The 20,603-nt window shown below is 60.0% G+C and carries 15 protein-coding genes; 9 read left to right on the top strand and 6 right to left on the bottom strand.

Translation table 11 applies throughout. The annotated features are described in order from the left end of the window. Positions 1–9: 9 nt before the first annotated feature. A complete protein-coding gene (locus HMPREF2614_RS01060; protein WP_080972905.1) occupies positions 10–837 on the top strand; it encodes a CDP-alcohol phosphatidyltransferase family protein in 828 nt (275 codons plus the stop codon). On the opposite strand, the gene HMPREF2614_RS01055 is transcribed toward HMPREF2614_RS01060, so the two are convergent. Then, the gene (locus tag HMPREF2614_RS01055; protein WP_070559837.1) at positions 834–1,844 is read right to left on the bottom strand and encodes a hypothetical protein; all 1,011 of its coding nucleotides are present in this window, start codon (positions 1,842–1,844) and stop codon (positions 834–836) included. The genes HMPREF2614_RS01060 and HMPREF2614_RS01055 overlap by 4 nt on opposite strands. Positions 1,845–2,048: 204 nt before the next feature. Between HMPREF2614_RS01055 and HMPREF2614_RS01050 the strand changes: the two genes are divergently transcribed. The 8 genes from HMPREF2614_RS01050 to HMPREF2614_RS01015 all read left to right on the top strand — a co-directional run bounded on the left by HMPREF2614_RS01050 (position 2,049) and on the right by HMPREF2614_RS01015 (position 12,875). Continuing rightward, the gene (locus tag HMPREF2614_RS01050; RefSeq protein ID WP_038626900.1) at positions 2,049–3,533 is read left to right on the top strand and encodes a YeeE/YedE thiosulfate transporter family protein; all 1,485 of its coding nucleotides are present in this window, start codon (positions 2,049–2,051) and stop codon (positions 3,531–3,533) included. 76 nt (positions 3,534–3,609) lie between these two features. Next, on the top strand, positions 3,610–4,281 hold the full coding sequence (locus HMPREF2614_RS01045) for a YdhK family protein (RefSeq protein ID WP_080972903.1): 672 nt from the start codon (positions 3,610–3,612) through the stop codon (positions 4,279–4,281). A 675-nt stretch (positions 4,282–4,956) separates the two neighbouring features. Continuing rightward, positions 4,957–5,049: a potassium-transporting ATPase subunit F gene (locus HMPREF2614_RS01040; protein ID WP_070559835.1), complete on the top strand. Its 93-nt coding sequence runs from the start codon at positions 4,957–4,959 to the stop codon at positions 5,047–5,049. Beyond that, positions 5,046–6,698 carry a potassium-transporting ATPase subunit KdpA gene (gene kdpA, locus HMPREF2614_RS01035; protein ID WP_070559833.1) on the top strand — a complete coding sequence of 551 codons (1,653 nt, stop codon included), beginning with the start codon at positions 5,046–5,048 and terminating at the stop codon, positions 6,696–6,698. The genes HMPREF2614_RS01040 and kdpA overlap by 4 nt, the downstream gene beginning before the upstream one ends. Next, positions 6,695–8,803, top strand: coding sequence for a potassium-transporting ATPase subunit KdpB (gene kdpB / locus HMPREF2614_RS01030; RefSeq protein WP_070559830.1), 2,109 nt, complete (start codon positions 6,695–6,697; stop codon positions 8,801–8,803). The genes kdpA and kdpB overlap by 4 nt, the downstream gene beginning before the upstream one ends. Before the next feature lie 81 nt (positions 8,804–8,884). Beyond that, complete coding sequence (gene kdpC, locus HMPREF2614_RS01025) at positions 8,885–9,475, top strand: K(+)-transporting ATPase subunit C (protein WP_070559827.1); 591 nt, start codon at positions 8,885–8,887, stop codon at positions 9,473–9,475. Positions 9,476–9,521: 46 nt separating this feature from the next. Then, on the top strand, positions 9,522–12,125 hold the full coding sequence (locus HMPREF2614_RS01020; protein WP_048734314.1) for a sensor histidine kinase: 2,604 nt from the start codon (positions 9,522–9,524) through the stop codon (positions 12,123–12,125). Positions 12,126–12,131: 6 nt separating this feature from the next. Continuing rightward, a complete protein-coding gene (locus HMPREF2614_RS01015; RefSeq protein ID WP_049181799.1) occupies positions 12,132–12,875 on the top strand; it encodes a response regulator transcription factor in 744 nt (247 codons plus the stop codon). Between the two features lie 211 nt (positions 12,876–13,086). On the opposite strand, the gene HMPREF2614_RS01010 is transcribed toward HMPREF2614_RS01015, so the two are convergent. From HMPREF2614_RS01010 to HMPREF2614_RS00990, 5 genes are all read right to left on the bottom strand, one after another. After that, a complete protein-coding gene (locus tag HMPREF2614_RS01010) occupies positions 13,087–14,769 on the bottom strand; it encodes a dipeptide ABC transporter ATP-binding protein (RefSeq protein ID WP_070559825.1) in 1,683 nt (560 codons plus the stop codon). Beyond that, positions 14,766–15,746, bottom strand: a complete 981-nt coding sequence (locus HMPREF2614_RS01005) for an ABC transporter permease (RefSeq protein ID WP_070559823.1) — start codon at positions 15,744–15,746, stop codon at positions 14,766–14,768. Before HMPREF2614_RS01005 ends, HMPREF2614_RS01010 begins: the two co-directional genes overlap by 4 nt. Beyond that, entirely contained in the window at positions 15,739–16,665 is a 927-nt protein-coding gene (locus tag HMPREF2614_RS01000; RefSeq protein ID WP_038626862.1) for an ABC transporter permease, read from the bottom strand. The genes HMPREF2614_RS01005 and HMPREF2614_RS01000 overlap by 8 nt, the downstream gene beginning before the upstream one ends. A gap of 4 nt (positions 16,666–16,669) precedes the next feature. After that, complete coding sequence (locus tag HMPREF2614_RS00995; RefSeq protein WP_070559821.1) at positions 16,670–18,415, bottom strand: peptide ABC transporter substrate-binding protein; 1,746 nt, start codon at positions 18,413–18,415, stop codon at positions 16,670–16,672. 527 nt (positions 18,416–18,942) lie between these two features. Further along, positions 18,943–20,559, bottom strand: coding sequence for a protein adenylyltransferase SelO family protein (locus HMPREF2614_RS00990; protein ID WP_070559819.1), 1,617 nt, complete (start codon positions 20,557–20,559; stop codon positions 18,943–18,945). Positions 20,560–20,603: the final 44 nt, after the last annotated feature.

Here is a 20,603-nt window from a genome sequence, read left to right as displayed (position 1 = left end):
ACATCTGCCGTGAACGCTACTATCCGCTCCGACAATGCCAGTTCCGCTGTTGCCGATAATTCCGCTGCTGTCTCGACTGCCAACACCGATGCTGCCAGCACCGCTGCGACTTTCACCCGCTTCACCCGGCGTCAGCATGTCATCGCTTGGGCGGTGCATGCCTTCACACTGACAGGTTTGGTGTGGGCGACGCTGGCTGTGGTCGCACTGCTGGAGAGTCGCCCACATTGGATGTGGCTCTGGTTGGGCATTGCCCTTGTCGTCGATGGTGTCGACGGCAATATGGCGCGTAAACATCACATCAAGGAAGTCGTCCCGTGGTTTAACGGCGCAGTGGTGGACAACATCGTCGACTATCTCACCTGGACCGCCATTCCCGCAGCTTTCATGGTCATGTACCTGCCGCTGGGGCCACGTCCATTGGCAATTTCCCTGATAATCCTGGTGCTGGTGTCATCGATGTTCTGCTATGCCAACGAAGCCGCCAAGTCCGGCGACTACTACTTCGTTGGTTTCCCCGCCGCGTGGAACATCGTGGCGGTTTTGCTGTGGGTATGGAACGCGCCCATGGCGGTGTGCATCGCTGCAATCTTTATCTTCAGCGCAATGACGCTGGTGCCGCTGCACTACACGCATCCATTCCGCGTGGAACGCGGCAGGATTGCCAACATTGCCGCAACGTTCATCTGGATTATTTCGACCGGTACTCTCATCGCAGGTGAGACGACGGCAGCGTCGTTAAGCAGTACAGCAGTTCACGGGCTTGTGGCTGTGAACGTTGCCGCCGGTGCCTGGCTGATTATTGGGGGAGTGCGGCGCTCGCTCAGCGGTCGCTAGCCGCCGCTGGTGGGTGGTTTTCGCAGGATTTCATAGATGACTCGGTCGCGCAGCCAGCGAACGTATTCAACGGCGCACGCCGCGACAATCAGCGCGATGACAAAGATGGTGACCCACACCGGATAATCGCGCCCGTTGGCCCAGAAGTAGACGTAGGGCGAGACGAAAGTCACTAGAGTGATCAGGAGCCCCAGCATTCTTCGGCCGAATGAGCGGCCGGTGATCATCTCGACAATTCCCCAGGTGTAGGTGATAGCGGTAATGATGTCGATGCTCCACAGCACCCAGACATTGCCGTGGAATCCGGGGACAAAAACCACAGGTAGCGCGCGGAGCGAAGAGTAAACCATCACCACCAGATACGCGAGCACTTTCGGGTTATAGAGCAGGCGCCACACGGGGTTGCGCTCTATGAGTTTGGTTCCGACTTTGCGTAGTGCATGCAGGTTCTTGTGCTGCATGACCAGCGTATTCGTACCCTCCATCAGGTACGTCAGCAGTTTTTGCTGCTCGCGCGTACCGTGGGCCCAGGTCTGCACCAGCTCGGTCGGCGAAATGGCGATGGGCACCAGTGGTTCTCCGCGTTGCTTCATGGCATCGGGAAGCTCCAGGACATCGTCATCGAGCTTATCGACGGCCAGTGCCTCGCCCACCACATGAACGATGTCGCCGCCGAGGATGTTTCGTACCCTCTCCACGTCGCTGTGGGGCAGTGAGCTTAACCAGAGTAGCTGTCGGGAGGAAATCGCCATTCGCAAGGCGGTACCTAGAGCTTCTGCCGCGTCATCGATGGCATAAAAGTCCTGCACGTTGGTGTGGGCGAGTGAACGCAAGCTGTCGACTATTGCGACATTTTTGGCGTTGAGCTCGCTGAGACGGGCGACGCCGGAGATGTCAATGACCAGTTGTGGGTCAAGGGTGAAAGCGTGCGCAAAGGGCAGGTCGAGTATCGAGCGCATCGCAAGGAGCCGCTGGTGCCCAGCCAGGGCTGAATTCTGTGCGCTCATAGTGTTTAGCTTGCCACAACTTGCGTTTATCACCAGCAACTATACGGTTCGGTCTGTCTATTGATAAGTGCTCTGCTCTGCGAAAACGCCGTTAAGTTGGACTTTCTTCGGTGATTGAAGTAGTTTCTAACCCACGAATAGACAGGTCTGTTCATAAGGGTTTAAATGGCGGGCTTGTCCACAAAACTTAGGAGAACTACTTTCATGCTCATCTCAGGACTAGCGCTGGGCGCCGTGCTCGGCTTTGTTATGCAGCGAGGACGCTTCTGCGTCACCGGCTTCCTGCGCGATATCTTTACTCAGCGCAGCTGGCGCGGCTTCGTCGCGCTACTGATTGTTATTTCCTTCCACGCCATCGGCCTGGCCGCACTGACCAGCGCCGGCGTGATTACTCCCGAATACAACGAACTGGCACCGGTGGCCGTTATCGTCGGTGGTGTTATCTTCGGGCTGGGTATCGTCCTGGCCGGTGGCTGTGCCTCGGGTACCTGGTACCGCTCGGGTGAGGGCCTGATCGGCTCTTGGATCGCACTGGTCTTTTACGCCCTATCCGCTGCTGCTATGAAGACTGGCTTCCTCAATGGCCTGCAGAATTCCCTGAAGGACCGCACCGTCGGCCTGACCAGCATTCATGCCTCTCTCGGCATTAGCATTTGGCCACTGGTCATCGCGCTGAGCGCCGTCACGGCATACTTCGCCGTCCGCTTCCTGCGCGAAGAATTCTCCGGCCCGCGCCCGGTAACTCTGGCACCGCGTAAGTCCGGTCTCGCGCACATCCTGGCTGAGAAGCCCTGGCACGTGTACGCCACCGCCGCCATCGTCGGTGTACTGGGCGTGATTGCATGGCCGCTGTCCGCCGCCACCGGCCGCAACGATGGCCTCGGCATCACCACTCCGTCCTCCAACCTCGCTAACTACGTTGTCACTGGTGACACCGAGCGTTTCGACTGGGGCGTCCTCCTCGTCCTCGGCATCCTCGTCGGTTCCTTCATCGCCGCCAAGGCATCCGGCGAATTCCGTCTCCGCGTCCCGGACGCTACGCAGGGCGCTCGCTCCGTCGTCGGCGGCATCTTCATGGGTGTTGGCGCTGCGTGGGCCGGCGGCTGCACCGTCGGCAACGGCATGGTCCAGACCTCGCTGTTCAGCTACCAGGGTTGGCTTGCGCTGGCGTCCATCGCCGCAGGTGTCGCTATCGCCGCCAAGCTTTGGCTGAAGCCGTCCGCACCTTCGCTTAACGACGTCCCGAGCACCTCTTCCACCACCAACGACACGGCGGTATCGGCAGCGGCTCCGGTCGCTTCGGCTGCTACTTCTCCTGTGTCCCTGCCGAGCAGCGACGGTGTCGGTGCCGCTGGCGCTGAGGCCTCCCCGCTGGCGGGTGCCTTTGCTGTCGCTCCGGTGGCGTTGCTCGACCGGAGCGTCGTCAAGCAGGAAGACGGCAAGCTAAAGCCGCTGGGCGATGGGCGATACGAGCTCGACACCGTCGGCGCGGTGTGCCCATTCCCGTTGATCGAGGCCAAGGATGCAATCAACAAGATTGAGGTCGGCGAGGAGCTGGTGATTCCATTCGACTGCACCCAGGCCACGGATGCGATTCCGCGCTGGGCTGCGAAGGATGGCCACGAGGTCACCAACTTCGAGCAGACCGGCGAGGCCGGCTGGACGATTTCCGTCCGCCGAGGGCGATAAGTCCTGGTGGCGTTAGAGGAGCGTCGGTAGGGTGAGGGCATAGATTGATTGACATCAACAACAAAGGAGCTTGACCATGGCAAAGAATATCCGACCACTTAATGCGCTTGTAGCCGCAGGTGCCGCCAGCGTGCTTGCGCTGGCCGGTTGCTCCTCCGATGATTCGACTAATACCGAAGCAAGCAGCACTGTTAGCGAGACCAGCTCGTCGGCAACGGCAACCAGCTCTGAGGACACGGGCGACATGGATGACATGGACGATGCCGATGGCCACGGTGAGCACGGCGACCATGATGACGATGCAATGGCTGGCCATGATCACCCGGCCGATGGCGGTCCGGCTCCCGAGGGAATGGCTCCGGCTGACAACGCGAAGTTTCCGGTCGGCAGTGAAGTGAAGGTTCTAGCTGATCACATGCCGGGCATGAAGGGTGCAGAAGGCAAGGTTGTTGGTGTTTTCAACACCACCACGTACTCCGTGTCCTACACTCCGACCGATGGCAGTGAACCGGTGAAGGATCACCGTTGGGTTGTTCATGAGGAGCTGGAGAACCCAGGTGAGGCTCCGCTTGCCGACGGCTCCGAGATCACCATCAATGCCGAGCACATGGCGGGCATGAAGGGCGCCAAGGGCACTGTTGATTACTCCACCCAGGAGCCGGTCTATATGGTTGATATCGACGAAGACGGCATGACCATGAAGAACCACAAGTGGGTTACCGAAAGCGAGCTCGCACCGGAGGACTAACTAGTCAGGCTTAGTCAGCCACTTCTAGGTTGGTTGCTTCGGGCCGGTTGCTTCGGCCTAACTCAATCCATTAAAACCGGGTATCACGCAGGAAGTGTGGTGCCCGGTTTTTTTATGCTTCGCGCCTATGCTCCGTGTCCAAAAACCTTCGGGTAGCGCGTGGTCCGGCTGGGGCGGAGACGGCGGGGACGGGGCCGGCGAGGGCAGGGGCGGCGAGGGGCAGGGGCGGTCGGCCACTTGTCGATGAGCTATTCACCTGTCGATGCGCTATAGCGTGGCCATCAGTGAATAACGCATCGACAAGTGCTCAGGTAGACCCCACAACGTGCGCATAAGTGGCGGAAAACCATCGATAAGACAAGGGAAGTCATCGACAGGTCACGGAAAACCATCGATAAGTCGGCAACACCAGTGCGCCTGCTCAGCCCACTCAGCCCCGAAGCTGGTATTAATTCGCCGCGTACCTGCATTGGCACTTGCTTAATCAGAAGTGCATTCGCGCATCTCTAAGCGCATAACCCCAGTTCAGTCGGGTGTTAAAAAAGCGTTAATAGGTGCCCGCCGCAGTAGGTATGGGTGTTTTATAACTGTCATGTTCGTAGACATTTTGCTTCTTCTACTCACCATTGCGGCCTTCCTGCTACTGCAGGGCTGCGCAAAGGCGGTGAAGAAACTATGACGTGGGAATTGATCGTCGGCGCCATTTTAGGTTTGGCGGCATTGGGCTATGCCCTGGTCGCCCTGATTGATCCGGAGCGATTCTCGTGAGCAACGTCATTATGGGATTTGTCCCGGTAATCATCGTGATGGCCGCACTGGCCATCCTTTACATCCCGCTCGGCAATTACATGGGGCGGGTATTCACCACTGATAAACACTTGGGTGTTGAGCGCGGTTTCTACCGCGCCATCGGTGTGCGCCCAGAGGCCAACCAGCACTGGACAAAGTACACCGCCAGTGTGTTGAGCTTCTCCGCTGTCAGCGTCATCTTCGTCTACCTGCTGCAGCGAGTGCAGCAGTGGCTACCGCTCAACCACGGCAAGGGCCCAGTTTCTCCGGACCAGGCGTGGAACACCGCGGTGTCGTTTACCACCAACACCAACTGGCAGTCCTACTCCGGTGAAGAAGCCATGACAGTGCTAACCCAGATGGCTGGCCTGGCAGTTCAGAACTTCGTCTCCGCCGCAGTCGGTATTGCAGTGGCGGTGGCGCTGGTCCGAGGCCTGGCCAACCGTCACGGTGACGGCAACATCGGCAACTTCTGGGTAGATCTGACTCGTACCGTCCTGCGAGTGCTGCTGCCCATCGCCGCTATTGGTGCAATTCTGCTGATTTCGCAGGGTGCCATCCAGAATTTCTCGGCCCCACAGACTATCCAGACTGTCACCGGCGGCAGCCAGACTATCCCGGGCGGTGCCGTGGCATCGCAGGAGGTCATCAAGGAATTGGGCACCAACGGCGGTGGCTACTTCAACGCCAACTCCGCGCATCCATTTGAAAACCCGAATGCGTGGACCAACATGCTGGAAATCTTCCTTATCCTGTTGATTCCGGTCTCGTTGACCAGGGCATTCGGTGTCATCATCGGTGACAAGCGCCAGGGCTGGGCAATTCTGTCCACCATGGCGGTGCTCTACTTCATCTCTCTGGCTGTCGTTATGTCCAGCGAGACTGCGCTGCAGACCTTCCAAGGTGGCGGCATGGAGGGCAAGGAAATGCGCTTTGGCGTGCTGCCGAGTTCCTTCTTTGCGGTGACCACCACCATGACGTCGACAGGCGCGGTGGACAGCTTCCACTCCAGCTACTCACCACTGGCAGGCGGCATGCTCATGCTGAACATGCTGCTGAGCGAGATCAGCCCTGGTGGTGTGGGCTCCGGTCTCTACGGCATGCTCATCATCGCCATCCTGACCGTATTCATCGCCGGCCTGATGGTCGGCCGTACCCCGGAATACCTGGGCAAGCGCATTGGTGTTTCGGAAATCACCAAGGTTTGCCTTTACGTCCTGGTCATGCCAGTGCTGGTGCTGGCAGGTGTCGGTATCTCCACCATGCTGCCGTCGACGCTGGACTCCGTGTCCGCTGACGGACCGCACGGTTTCTCCGACCTGATCTACGCCTTCACCAGTGCGTCCAACAACAATGGTTCGGCATTCGCGGGCTTCGGTGCCGATACCCCGTGGTTCAACATGAGCCTCGGTTTCGCCATGCTGTTTGGTCGCTTTCTTCCAATTGTCATGGTGCTGGGTCTGGCTGGTGACTTCGCCAAGCAGCGACCAGCCGCCGAGACCGCTGGCACCCTGCCAACTCACCGACCGCAGTTTGTCGGCCTGACCGTTGCCATCGCAATCATCGTCAGCGCCCTGACCTTCCTACCAACCCTCGTCCTAGGTCCGCTGACGGAGGCCCTGTCATGAGCAAGAATTCCAACGCATCTTCCGCATTTTCTCCCAGCGCACTGAAAGCGGCTCTGCCGCTGGCGCTGAGCAAGATGAACCCGCGCCAGCTCATCGCCACCCCGGTGATGTTCCTGGTCGAAGTCGGTGCCGCATTTACGCTGGTCCTGGCCATTGCGCACCCGTCGCTGTTCAGTATTTCCATCACGGTGTGGCTGTGGTTGACGGTACTTTTTGCAACGCTGGCGGAAGCCGTCGCTGAGGGCCGCGGCAAAGCACAGGCGGAATCGCTGCGCGCTTCGCGCACCACCTCTGATGCCTTCAAGCTCAACAACGGCGCCAACGCCGCTGCAGCACTGGAGAACCCAGCCGCGCAGACCACCAAGGTCGCGGCCACGGACCTGGTTCCGGGTGACATCGTCATCGTCTCCGCCGGCGAGCCGATTCCCGCCGATGGCGACGTGATCGTCGGCGCTGCCAGTGTCGATGAGTCCGCCATTACCGGTGAGTCCGCGCCGGTCATCCGCGAGGCCGGCGGTGATCGGTGCGCGGTCACCGGTGGTACACGCGTGCTTTCCGACGCCATCGCCATCGAGGTCACCACCATGCCCGGTGAGAGCTTCATGGATCGCATGATTGGTCTGGTCGAAGGCGCACAGCGCAAGAAGACTCCGAACGAGCTGGCACTTGGTTCCCTGCTGCACGTGTTGACCCTGATCTTCCTCATGGTCGTCATCGCCTTGGCACCAATGGCTGTCTTCAACGGCGCTGAGCAGGACCCATTGGTACTGGTCGCACTGCTGATCTGCCTGATCCCGACCACTATCGGCGCGCTGCTGTCCGCTATTGGTATCGCCGGTATGGACCGCCTGGTTCAGCACAACGTGTTGGCCATGTCGGGCCGTGCGGTTGAGGCCGCTGGTGACGTCGCCACGCTGCTGCTAGACAAGACCGGCACCATCACCTTCGGTAACCGTCAGGCTGCGGAGTTCTCCGAGGTCGGCGACACCACGCACGCTGAATTGGTACACGCCTGCCAGCTTTCTTCGCTTGCCGACGAAACCCCCGAGGGCCGCTCCATTGTCGAGCTCGCGGAAACCGAATCGAATGAACGCATCGACGAATCCGTCTATGCCAATGCGACCTTCATTCCCTTTACCGCTCAGACTCGTATGAGTGGTATCGAGTTCCCCGCTACCGGCGGCGAGAAGAAACGCAAGGTAGTCAAGGGTGCCGCAATGGAGATTGTGAAGCTGATGAAGTGCATCGGTGCCACCGTGCCGCCCGAGGTCGATGGCATTGTCCAGCGCATTTCGGAAGCGGGCGGTACCGCGCTGGTGGTCGCCGAGGTATTTGGCGGCGACGAAGTAACCAGCGGTGAGTCCGGACGAGTGCTGGGTGTTATTTATCTCAAGGACGTCGTTAAGCCTGGCATGCGTGAGCGTTTCGATCAGCTGCGTGAAATGGGCATTCGTACCGTCATGATCACGGGCGACATTGCGGTGACGGCGCATGCGATTGCGAAGGAGGCCGGCGTCGACGATGTGCTCGCTGAGGCCACCCCGGAGCAGAAGCTAGAGTTGATCCGCAAGGAGCAGTCGAAGGGACGCCTGGTCGCCATGACCGGTGACGGCACCAACGATGCACCGGCATTGGCGCAGGCAGATGTGGGCGTGGCAATGAACACTGGTACGTCGGCGGCGAAGGAAGCGGCCAACATGGTGGACCTGGATTCGGATCCGACCAAGCTCATTGACGTGGTGGGAATCGGCAAGCAGTTGCTGATTACCCGCGGTGCGCTGACCACCTTCTCCATTGCCAATGACGTGGCGAAGTACTTCGCCATCATTCCAGCCATGTTCGTCACGGCGCTGCCTGGCCTGGACAAGCTCAACATCATGAACCTGCATTCGCCGGAAAGCGCCATCCTGTCTGCAGTGATCTTCAACGCGCTGGTGATTGTCGCCTTGATTCCGCTGGCTCTCAAGGGCGTGAAGTACCGCGCCGGGTCGGCTGCCTCACTGCTGAGCCGCAACCTGCTCATCTTCGGTGTCGGTGGCATCATCGCACCGTTTGTCGGCATCAAAATTATTGACCTCCTGCTCTCCGGAGTGTTCGGGATGTAAGTGCCTTGGCCTCGCGCCAAACGGCGCAGCCAGCGCACAGCACTTGGCATCTCGCAACATGTGAAAAGAATCGAGAAGGACATGAACAAGAACTTTCGGTTGGTATCCACCACAATCAAGGCATATTTGCTGCTCACCGTGGTTATCGGCCTGCTGTACCCAGCCGCAATCTGGGTAGTGGGGCGAATCTGGTCCGATAACGCTGATGGCTCGATGATGTATGACTCCGCAGGCAAGGCCCAGGGCTCGGAGCTCATTGCCCAAGAAGTGACAAAGCCGGGATTTTTCTACCCGCGCCCGTCTGCTGCGGGGGATAATGGCTACGACGCGATGTCGTCTTCGGCATCGAACGTGTCGCCGTATAGCAAGGAGTTCCAGGCTGAAATCGAACAGCGCCGCACCGATGTCGCTGCCCGCGAGGGCATCGACCCGGCCCAGGTACCGGTGGAGGCAGTCACCGCCTCCGGTTCCGGTCTGGATCCGCATATCTCCGAGAAGTACGCACAGCTGCAAGCACCGCGCGTGCCCAAGGAGCGCAACCTGCCACAGGCAGAGGTTGAGCGGTTGATCTCGGAAAATAGTGAAAACGCAATTACGGAACAGGGCTCGCAGGATGGTGGGCGACTGGTCAACGTCGTAAAGCTGAACGCCGCTCTGACAGACGGACAGTAAGCATCCTGCGATTGGGCAAGGTATGGCAAGTAAAGGTCTGTAAGAAATGGCCAAGCGAGGAAAACTGAAGGTCTACCTGGGGTTCGCCCCGGGCGTGGGTAAGACGTGCGCCATGTTGAGCGAGGGGCACGATCTGTACTCCCGTGGGCACGAGGTAGTCATTGGTCTGGTGGAACACCACGGTCGCGAGCGGACGAAGAAGCTCATCGAAGGCCTGCCAGTGTTGGATTGTCGAAAGGTGTCCTACCGCGGCAACACCTATCGTGAGCTGGATGTTGATGCGATTATCGAGATGCGTCCCGAGGTCGCCCTCGTCGATGAGCTCGCGCACACCGTCGTTACCGATGAGCCGGACAACGAGTTCGTTCAGCAACGCAAGCGCTGGCACGATGTCTACCAGCTTCTCGACGCAGGCATCGACGTCATCTCGACGATGAACATCCAGCACTTGGAATCGCTTAACGACGTCGTTGCGGCCGTCACCGGCGTGCGCCAGATGGAGACGGTACCCGACCGTGTCCTCCGCGATGCGGACGAGATTGAGCTCATCGACTTGAGCCCGGACGCCCTGCGCATCCGCCTGTCTCGCGGCGAAATCTACCGCAAGGAGCAAGCGGAACTAGCGCTGCGCAAGTACTTCCGCCCGGGCAACCTCAGCGCCCTGCGTGAGCTGGCACTTTTGTGGCTGGCTGACAAGGTCGAGGAGGTGCTCGATGCCTACCGCGAAGACGAGGAGATCGACGACCACTGGACCACGCGTGAGCGCGTCGTGGTGGCCGTGCGCGATGATGAGAACGCGGAGTCCATGATTCGCCGCGGTGCTCGTATGACCGGTCGCGTGGCCGGCCGCGAGATGATTGTCGTGCACATTACCGGCGAGGACGACGGCCTTGACCGCGGGTATCTGCGTCGGCTGCGCAAGCTGCAGGATCTCACCGAGTCGCTGGGTGGGCAGTGGCGCACCATCGTGGGCGATGATGTGCCGGGAATTCTGCTGGAGTTCTCCCGCACGGTCAATGCATCGCAGCTGGTCATTGGCTCGGAGCGAGGACTGCGGCGCTACGTGGGCTTAAGTACCTCGCAGCGCATCATCGACCAGGCTGGGCCCATCGATGTGCACATCATCTCCTCAAGCTCAGAGAAGAAAGCCAAGCGGCGCAAGAAACTGCGCTCTCGCTTTTCCAAGGAGCGACGTATCACCGGTTGGCTGCTGGCACTGGTGGGGCCAGTGCTACTGACGTTGCTGCTCTACCAGCTGGACACCGGCCCGGAGTTCCTGGGCGTACTGCTGCTGACCTATCTGATGCCGATAGTCTTCGCCGCTATGGCGGCAGGGTTGGTGCCAGCGCTGGCGGCAGTGGTGGTCTCCTCAATTCTGGCAAACTGGTACTTCACCGCCCCGGTGAGAACACTGACCATCACCGAGCCGGCCAGCTTGGCTCAAATCCTGCTCTTCGGTGTGATTGCGGCAGCTGTGGCGACGGTGGTGGAGCGTTCCGAGCGCCGCCGCGAGATGGCGGACAGGAGTTTGCATCAGGCAGTCGTAATGTCCGAGTTGGCACACGGTGTCGTCCACGATGGCGACAACATGTCCAACCTGGTCCACAGCTTGGCGGATACGTTCTCGATGGAGCGCGTGGACGTGCAGCGTTACTCCTCAGAGCGCAAGAAGTGGTTGACCATTGTCACCACCGCCGAACACGGCTTGTCCGAACCGTGGCCGACAGAGCTGCCGATGACTAAGGTCAGCTCCGGCGATGACCTGCGCTTTGTGCTCAGTGGCCGTGAACTCACCGCCGCTGAGACTGCCATGATTGCGGCTCACGGTTCCCGCATCCGGGCGCTCATGGACATGGAGGAAATCGCCGCGATGCGCCGCGCCACCGCTGCCCTCGAGGCGGGCAACCGCGTGGGCAGCGCGGTGCTGACCGCCGTTTCACATGACCTGCGCACACCGCTGGCCAGCATCAAGGCTGCGATCTCCAGCATGAACATGGAGGACGTTGAGCTTGACGACGAAACGCGTCTCATCCTCATGGAGACAATCGAGAGTTCCGCTGACCGCCTAGAGGTGGTCATTGGCAACCTACTCGATGCCAGCCGCATCGACTCCAGCACCAAGCGGGTGGAAAGTGTGCCGGTTAGCGTCTCCGATGTTGTGGACGCGGTATGTGCGGAGCTGCCGGAAGCCGCAGGTCACATTGACCGCGATATTGACCATGACGCCTGCATGGTGGAAGGCGATCCTGGGCTGATCCAGCGCATTGTTTCCAACATCGTCATCAACGGCCGTCAGTACGCACCGGAGTCGAGCCTGACCATTCGTACGCGGCCCAGCGAGCGCGGTGTGCGCGGTCCCGCCGACATGCCGGTTATGGGCTCGCTGGGTGCTATCGCTGCGAGCGCATGCATAGACATTTTGATCATTGACCACGGTAAGGGCATCCCGGAGGATAAGTTGGAGGAGATTTTTCAACCGTTCCAACGCCTTGGCGACTACTCGGCACAATCTCAGGGCCTTGGTCTGGGACTTGCCGCCGCCTCGCGTTTTGCCGACGCCATGGGAGGCGCCATCCGCGCCGAACAGACACCCGGCGGCGGTGCTACCTTCGTGCTGACGTTGCCGCGTGCAATGGGCGAGAGAAAGTAGGATTCCATGAATCTCAGTTCAGGACAACCCGCTGGTCAGGCTGGCAACAAACCCGGGCGAAAGATACTCATCGTCGAGGATGATGTCGCCATGGCCCGCACTGTGCTTGTCAGTTTAAAAGCCCGCGGTTACGAGCCACGTGTCGCGCAAACGGCCACGCGGGCGTTAGCCGCGGTCAGCGAGTGGAAGCCCGACGCCGTTCTCCTGGATCTGGGCTTGCCCGATGTCAGTGGCCTGGAAGTTCTGCGTTCTTTGCGCAGGTGGAGCGATATTCCAGTGCTGATTGTCTCCGCACGTCACGACGAGGCGGGGAAAATCAACGCCCTCAATGAAGGGGCCGATGACTACGTCACCAAGCCTTTCTCGATGGGGGAGTTGTTGGCTCGGCTGCGTTCAACCATGCGGCGTGCTAGCAAAGTAGTGGTCGAAGAGGTGCCGAAGGTGACCTCCGCAGATGGTCATCTAATGGTTGACCTGGCCAAACGGCAAGTTCTCGTGGCGGACGAGCTCGTGCATCTGACCCCGCGCGAGTGGGACATCCTGGTCTACCTGGTGCAGCATCGTGGCGAACTGGTGACCAAACTGGAGCTTCTCAAGGCCGTCTGGGGTGACCAGTACGAAAAAGAGACCAACTACCTGCGCGTTTACATCTCCCAGCTGCGCCACAAGATTGAGCCTCAGCAGGCTCACAACAAGTACTTGCGCACTGAGGTGGGGGTCGGTTATCGCATGGTGCTGGACGAGGAGTAGCAGCCGGCTGCTTGCCCGTTCTTGCTTGCCCGCCTGCACGTTCCCGCCTTCCCGCTCGCCTGCCTGCCTCTCCTCGCGACTTCACGACACCTATGTCACCTCATGCCACCTCCACAGCTGGCACGAGGTGACATAGGTGTCGTGAAGTGCGATCTGCCCCAGCCCAGAGGGTGGAGTGAAGTGCTGTGTGTGGGGGGGCGGCACCGCCCAGCTACAGATCCAAATCCAGCGAAGCGCCCGGAATAGCGTCCAGCAGCCGCTGGGTGTATTCCTTCTCCGGGTGGTCGAAGAGATCGTCGGTAGGACGGTGTTCAACCATCTTGCCGTGCTCCATCACGATGACCTCATCAGCCACCTGCCGCACCACAGCGAGGTCATGCGTAATAAAGAGGTAGGCCAAATCCATCTCTTCCTGCAGCTCAGCAAGCAGTTCGAGCACCTGAGCCTGAACCACCACGTCGAGGGCTGACACCGCCTCGTCACAGACCACAACCTCAGGGTTCAGGGCCAGTGCACGCGCAATCGCAACACGTTGACGCTGGCCACCCGACAGCTCACCGGGGAAGCGGCGACCCATCTCCGCGGGCAGCGCGACGCGGTCGAGAAGCTCGAATACGCGCTGCTCACGCTCCTGCTTGGTGCCAATCTTGTGAATTTGCAGCGGCTCCTCGATGGAGGAATGCACCGTGCGCATCGGGTCCAGCGTCGCATACGGGTTCTGGAAAATCGGCTGAATGCGACGCCGCAGCTCGAGCTCCTCTTTACGATTCCGGCCCTGGACGCGGTTACCGTCGAAAAGCACTTCGCCCTCTGTCGGATCGAGCAGCCCCAGCGCCATATTTGCGACAGTGGACTTACCCGAACCGGACTCGCCCACGATTCCGATGGTGCGACCGCGGCGCAGCGTAAAGCTGATGTCATCGACGGCGCGAAAGGAATCCTTGCGCCACGGACGGTCGCCGGGGATGGCAAAGTCGCGCACCAAGTTCTTCGCGACCAGAATCTCCTTCTGATCCGCATCCGATGTCGTCGGCGCCGCCACCACGCGATCACCGCGGCGGGCAGCCAGCGACGGAGCCGCCGCGATCAGCTGCTTGGTGTATGGATGCTGCGGGCGAGTGAGGACTTCCAGGGCAGGGCCGGTCTCCACGACACGTCCTGCTTGCATAACGACGAGTCGGTCAGCGCGCTCGGCAGCCAAACCGAGGTCATGAGTAATAAGCACCACGGACGTGCCGAGTTCGCTAGTGAGCTTGTCGAGGTGGTCAAGGATCTTCTTCGCCACGGTCACGTCGAGCGCGGAAGTGGGCTCATCGGCAATCAGTAGCTTTGGGTGCGCGGCCAAGCCCATCGCGATAAGTGCGCGCTGGCGCATACCACCGGAGAACTCGTGCGGGTATTGGTCGATGCGCTTTTTAGCATTCGGCAGGCCGGCCTGTTCCAGCAGCTCAATCGCCTTTTTGTGGGCTTCAGAGCCAGTGGCGATGTTATTGGCGCGCAGCGCCTCCTTAATCTGGGAACCGATAGTCCACACCGGATTGAGGTTGGTCATCGGATCCTGGGGGACCAGGCCAATACCGTTGCCGCGGATGCTAACAAACTCGCGGTCCGTCAAGTGTGTGATGTCACGGCCATCGAAGGTGATGGTGCCACCGGTGACTTCACCATCACCGGGCAACAGCCCCAGTGCGGCGTGGACAGTGGTGGACTTACCCGAGCCGGACTCGCCGACGATGGCGACTGTCTCACCGGGGAAAACCTCCAGGTCGACGTTGTGCACCACATCGGTCAACGATTTACTGCGGCGGCCGGACGCTGTGGTCGTCGGAAAGCCAATGCAGACATTCTTCAAGGTGAGAATGGGCGCTGAGGAAGTATTGGTGTCGGTGCTCATCGACGACGCTCCTTCGGGTCGAGAGAATCCTTCAAAGCGTCACCCATGAGGATGAAGCCGAGAACGGTAATCGCCAGGGCGAGTGCTGGCCAGAACAGGTTGGACGGGGCCTGGCGGAGCACCTGCTGTGCGACAGAGATGTCGTTGCCCCAGGAAACGGTGGTCGTTGGCAAGCCAATGCCCAAGTAGGACAGCGTGGCTTCGGCGACGATGTAAATACCCAGTGAGGTCGTGGCCATAACGATGACAGGGGCGAGGCAGTTCGGCAGCACATGGCGGAAGAGAATGCCAGTGTTGGACAGACCGAGCGCCTTGGAAGCGGTGACGTATTCCTCGTTCTTCACCGAAATCACCGAGGAGCGCACTACGCGCGCCATCTGCGGCCAGCCGAAAGCAGCGAGCACGAAGACCACGGACCAGATGGTGCGTTCGGTAAACAGCTGCATCAGCACGATGCCGGCCAGAATCAGTGGAATGGCAAAGAACATGTCCGTGATGCGAGAGAGCACCGCATCGACCCATCCTCCCAGGTAGCCGGCGATTGCGCCGAGGATGATGCCGACGATGGTCACGGCCAGGGTGACGCCGATACCGACGATGACCGAGGCGCGGGCACCGTAGATGACACGGGCGTAGACGTCATAGCCCTGCTGCGTGAAGCCCATGGGGTGGCCTTCGCGGGCCGGTGCCAGGGAGTCGCGCAGGTTAGCTGCCGACGGATCCACCGAGGTGAACAGCGACGGGAACGCGGCCACTGCGATGGAGAGCAAAATGATGAATGCGGAAATCCAGAACAGTGGGCGGTAACGCAGGTTTTGCCAGGCCGAACCCCAGAGCCCCAGTGGCGGAGTATCCGGCAACTGCTTGTGGTCGGGGTTCGTCGCCGGATTTGGTGCCTGCGCGGTGTTGGCCTGTGCGGTGTTGGCCTGCTTTTCTGGCTGAGTCGAATCTAACTGCGTCGAATCTGGCTTAGGCATAACGAATCCTCGGATCCAGGACTGCGTAGAGCAAGTCGATGAGCAAGTTGGCGAACATGTAAATAACCACCAGGATGGTCACGATGCTGACCACGGTGGGAGCTTCACCAATCTGGACGGCGTGGAAGATCAGGCCACCGATACCGGGCACGTTGAAGATGCCCTCGGTGACGATTGCGCCACCCATCAGAGCGGCGAGATCAGCGCCGATGAAGGTCACAACGGGAATCAGCGAGTTACGCAAGATGTGGCGGCGGGTGACTTCAGAGGTTGGCAAGCCCTTGGCGCGGGCGGTGCGCACGAAGTCAGCATGGCGTGCCGACGAAACCTCCGAGCGCGTCAGTCGCAGAACATAAGCAACCGAGACGAGACCCAGCACGAATGCCGGAAGTAGCAGGGAAGTAAAGGACGCATCGCTACCGACAGTGGGGGAGACAATGTGCCAGCGCACACCGAAGAGGTAGCGGGCAACGAAGCCGAGCACGAAGGTCGGAGTTGCAATGACTAGCAGGGACAGAACCAGGACGGTGGAGTCGAAGAAGCCGCCCTTGCGCATGCCTGCGATGACGCCAAGGCCGATGCCGAAGATTGCCTCAATGGCAACGGCCATCAGTGCCAGGCGAATAGTAATGGGGAAGGCCAGAGCAATTTCCTCGCCGACTGAGCGGCCGGAGAAAGTCTCGCCCATATCCAGTGTGAACAGGCCCTTTAAGTATTCCCAGTACTGGACGAAGAAGGGTTCATCCAGGTGGTAGTGCGCGCGCAGCGCAGCGACCTGCTCCGGCGGCAACTGCTTGTCGCCGGCCAATGCGGCGATGGGGTCACCGGGCATGGCGAAGACCATCGCATAAATCAGCAGCGTGGCACCGAAGAAGACCGGCACCATCTGCAGGAGTCTCTTTCCGATATACCAACCCATGGCGCTAGTCCTTTTCAATCATTGGGTAGTCCAAAATGCCATCCCACATCACCACGGCATTACGCAGCTTCGGGTTCCACGCCACCGAAGCATTCGGGTACCACAGAGGGATTGCAGGCAGGTCTTCCATCAGCACAGACTGAGCCTTGACGTAAATCGGCTTGGCCTCCTCTGCGCTCTTTGCCGAGGACGCTTCCTGAATGAGCTTGTCGAACTTCGGATTCGAGTAGTGGTTGTCATTCGCGGAACCACCGGTGGCGAATTGCGGAATCATGTAGTTGGCAACCGATGGGTAGTCCGCTGACCAGCCGGTACGGTAGCCGCTGGTCAGGGTCTCATTAGTGATCTCATCGCGCAGCTGCTTGAAGGTCGGGTAGGCCTTGCCGTGAGATTCAATTCCGAGGGTTTCACCAATCATGTTGGTCACCGCTTCAACCCACTGCTGGTGCCCGCCGTCGGCGTTGTAGGCAATATCGAACGAGCCCGTAAACGGCGCAATTTTGTTGGCCTCGGCCCACAGTTTGCGAGCCTTGTCCGGGTTGTACTTCAACACATCCTGCCCAGGCACATTCGGATCCAAGTCACCGAGCGTCAGTGAGCTGAATTCGCGCGCCGGGGTGCGCGTGCCGAAGAAAATCTTGTCAGTGATGAGCTGGCGGTCAAACGCCATGGAAATTGCTTGACGACGGAGCTTGCCCTCTTCACCCGAAAAGCCTGGCAGATTTCGCGGAATTGCGAAGTATTGCGCTGAGGAAGTTGGGACGTTTGCGCTGGAGTCAGGGAAGTCGGTTTCAAAGCTGGCCATCGCCGTCGGTGGAATGGTGCGCGGCAGCGTGTCCAGGCGGCCTGCCTGGAGATCCGCGTACGCGGTGTCCATGTCCGAGTAGAAGCGGTAGACCAGACCGTTGTTGCGAGCCTTGTGCTCACCGGCGAAGTTATCATTTTTGACCAAGGTCAGCTGGTTATTATGCAGCCACGCACGACCTTCGGCCATCTTGTAGGGACCATTGCCGATGGGGTGTTCACCGAAAGCCTTCTTGTCTTCGAACGCTGCCTTCGGCAGTGGCATAAACGCGACATAGCCGAGGCTGAGCGGGAAGGAGGAATCTGGGGTGGTCAGATCTACGGTGAACTTCAGATCGTCGACCTTTTTCAGACCGGAGAGTGTTTTCTCCGTGGCCTTTTCTCCCGAGACAGCATCAAAGCCCTGCACGTTGGCGAAGAAGGACTGCTGCTTCTGCAGGTTCGGGCCGTAGGCAGCGTAATTCCAGGCATCGATGTAGCTCTGCGCGGTGACGGGTTCGCCGTTGTGGAAGGTCCAGCCCGGTTTCAGCGTGATGTCGAAATGAGTCGAGTCCTCGTTGGGCTTAATTTCTGCCGCATGGTCCAGGATCATCGAGCCGTCGGTGTCGTAGCGCACCAGACCTGAGTAGAGCACGCGGAGGATATCGCCACCACCGGTTTCATTGGTGTCAGTGGTGTACAGCAGCGACTGCGGTTCGGAGTTCTGAACCACAATGAACCCGGCGCCGACCTGTTGCTGGTCAGTGCTGCAGGCAGCAAGTGCAGCGCCCGGTAGGACAATTGCCAGCAAAGCCGCCAGGATTTGGCGGACATGCAGCGTGAACTTTCCTTTTTCGCTGAGCGCTGTTGCGTGCAGTTTTGTGGCACGGAACTTCTCTCGCTGTCGGAGCGTCCGCCGGAGTTCCTGCCGGGTGTGGAAGGGGCCGGAGGCAACGGGTCTATGCATCGCGAGCCTTTCTAGATTCTGCCAGCTAGGCGATATGAATTTGGTGATCGGCTCACTCCAAACGACTCAGCTACCCACCTCCCAGCTGCTTAGCAATGGTGGTGGTGAAACCTTTGGTTGTGACGGATTCTAAGGTTTGGATACGACCGTTCAATACAGTCTCTAACCTTACAAGTCCAAAAAACATATGAGTATTGATCAGGCGAACCATCCCTTATTTGACGGTGTCTTTTACCCTCGATTGGGGAGTTAATTCTGTGCAGCGGTGAAAGTCTGTGACACCCTGGCACCCCCGCAGGGGTTGTCCTCTGGTGCTCCGCGACGTTGGCGCTCAGCCAGGCTCCGTCCGCGTTGGGCTTATTCGCGTTGGTCCCATCCTCGGGCCCCGTCCGCGGGCCCCATCCGCGACTTCACGACAGCTATGTCACCTCATGCCACCTCCACAGCTGACACGAGGTGACACCCGTGTCGTGAAGTGGGCTTTGGGGCTTGGTAGAGGGGCGCCGGAGCGCCGCCAAGCCAGCGCATTAAGTCCCGCAGTACGAGTGGAAAGCCCCCAACTCCCGCGGTGCCGGCTCAGTGAACCCCGCTGGGACGTCTTGCAACTCAAAGGGGTTGGTTACCGCCTCCAGCAGGTGCCGGTAGGCGGCCAAATCTCCCGCCCCTGCTTCTCCCGTCGCCCCTGCCTTCGCTAACGCTTCCGTGACCAGGTAGTTTCGCGGAATATACAGTGGGTTTGTTTCCTCCATAAGTGCCAGGGCCGTCGTCTGGTCGATTCCCAGCTCCTCCCGCGTCCGCTGCCACAACTGCCCCCACTCAGTCGCGGCAGCGGGGAGCGCAGAATCATCAGACAGCCTGGTCAGCGCGGTCAGCGCAGTGAAATCCTGCCCATCACCATCGGCCAGAGCCTCAATCAGCGCCCGATGAGCATTCGTGTGGTCGAGCCCAAACTTCGCCAGCAACGCCTGCCACTGCTGTACCAAGGGGATGGCCAGCGGGTCGTCGTAAAGCGAGGGGAGAATCCCCAACTTGGGCAGCCACCTGCGGCTGAGCGCATCGGTGAACTCGTCGGCGAATTCTCCCAGGATGTCGCGGGCGCGTGCGAGGGCATCCTCCGGGGTGCCTGCGAAATGCGGTAGCAAAGTCTCCGCGAGTTTCGACATGTTCCACCCCGCGATTGTTGGCTGCGCGCCGTACGCGTATCGACCGCCGCGATCAATACTGCTAAACACCGCCCGCGGATCGTGCGCATCCAGAAACGCACACGGCCCAAAGTCGATGGTCTCGCCCGCGATGCTGGCATTGTCGGTGTTCATCACGCCGTGGACAAAACCGCAGGCCAGCCACGCCGCAACGAGATTGGCTTGCCGCTTGACGACGTTTCGGAGAACCGACTCCGCCGAACCCTCGTAGCCATGCCGCTGCGCGGCGAAGTCGATGAGCCGGTCCATGATTCCGGTGTCCGCTCCGGAGCGTGCGACCAGCTCGAACGTGCCAACTCGCAGGTGGCCGGATGCTACGCGCACGACAATGCCGCCCGGTTGAAGTTCGGTGGTGGGATCGGTGTTGTCGAATGGGGTTTGCGAGCCGCGGTAAATCTCTTCGCCAGTTTTGACGACCGCCAGCGCGCGGGTGGTGGGGATGCCGAGCGCATACATGGCTTCGCTGATGAGGTACTCCCGCAGGGCGGAGGTCAGCGTGACTTTGCCGTCACCGCCACGGGAGAAGGGCGTGGGGCCGGTGCCTTTCGCCTGAATCTCGTAGGCCTGGGTGTTGTCGCTGCGGGTTGTCTCTTTGGGGTAATCCGGCAGTCCAGTCAGCCCCGGTTCAGCCTCAACTGTGGCAAGCAAGAGCGCGCGACCATCACCGAGTAGGCCTGCGAAGTTACCGAACTGGTGGCCGGCGTAGGCCGTGGACACCGGGGTTGTGTATGCGCCGGGTGGGGTATCGGTTTCCTTGCCGACTCCGCGGCCAGTGAGGAACTTCAGGCCAGCGTCTGACCGGAGCCACTGTGGGGAGAGACCGAGCTGGGTCGCGAGTTCCTCGTTAAGCATGACGAGCTGCGGCGATGGGGCGTCAAACCCCTGCTGGTCGATAGCGAGTTCAGGCAGTGCGGAGGGCAGATCAACGACGTTTCTAGCCATGTGCGCAGTTTAACGGGTAGGCCGGATTGAGAATATGCGCTTTT

Source organism: Corynebacterium sp. HMSC074C11 (genome assembly GCF_001809455.1).
GTDB classification, from domain to species: Bacteria; Actinomycetota; Actinomycetes; order Mycobacteriales; family Mycobacteriaceae; genus Corynebacterium; species Corynebacterium amycolatum.
Note: the sequence above shows the minus strand (reverse complement) of the source record. Positions and strands in the feature narration are given on the sequence as shown.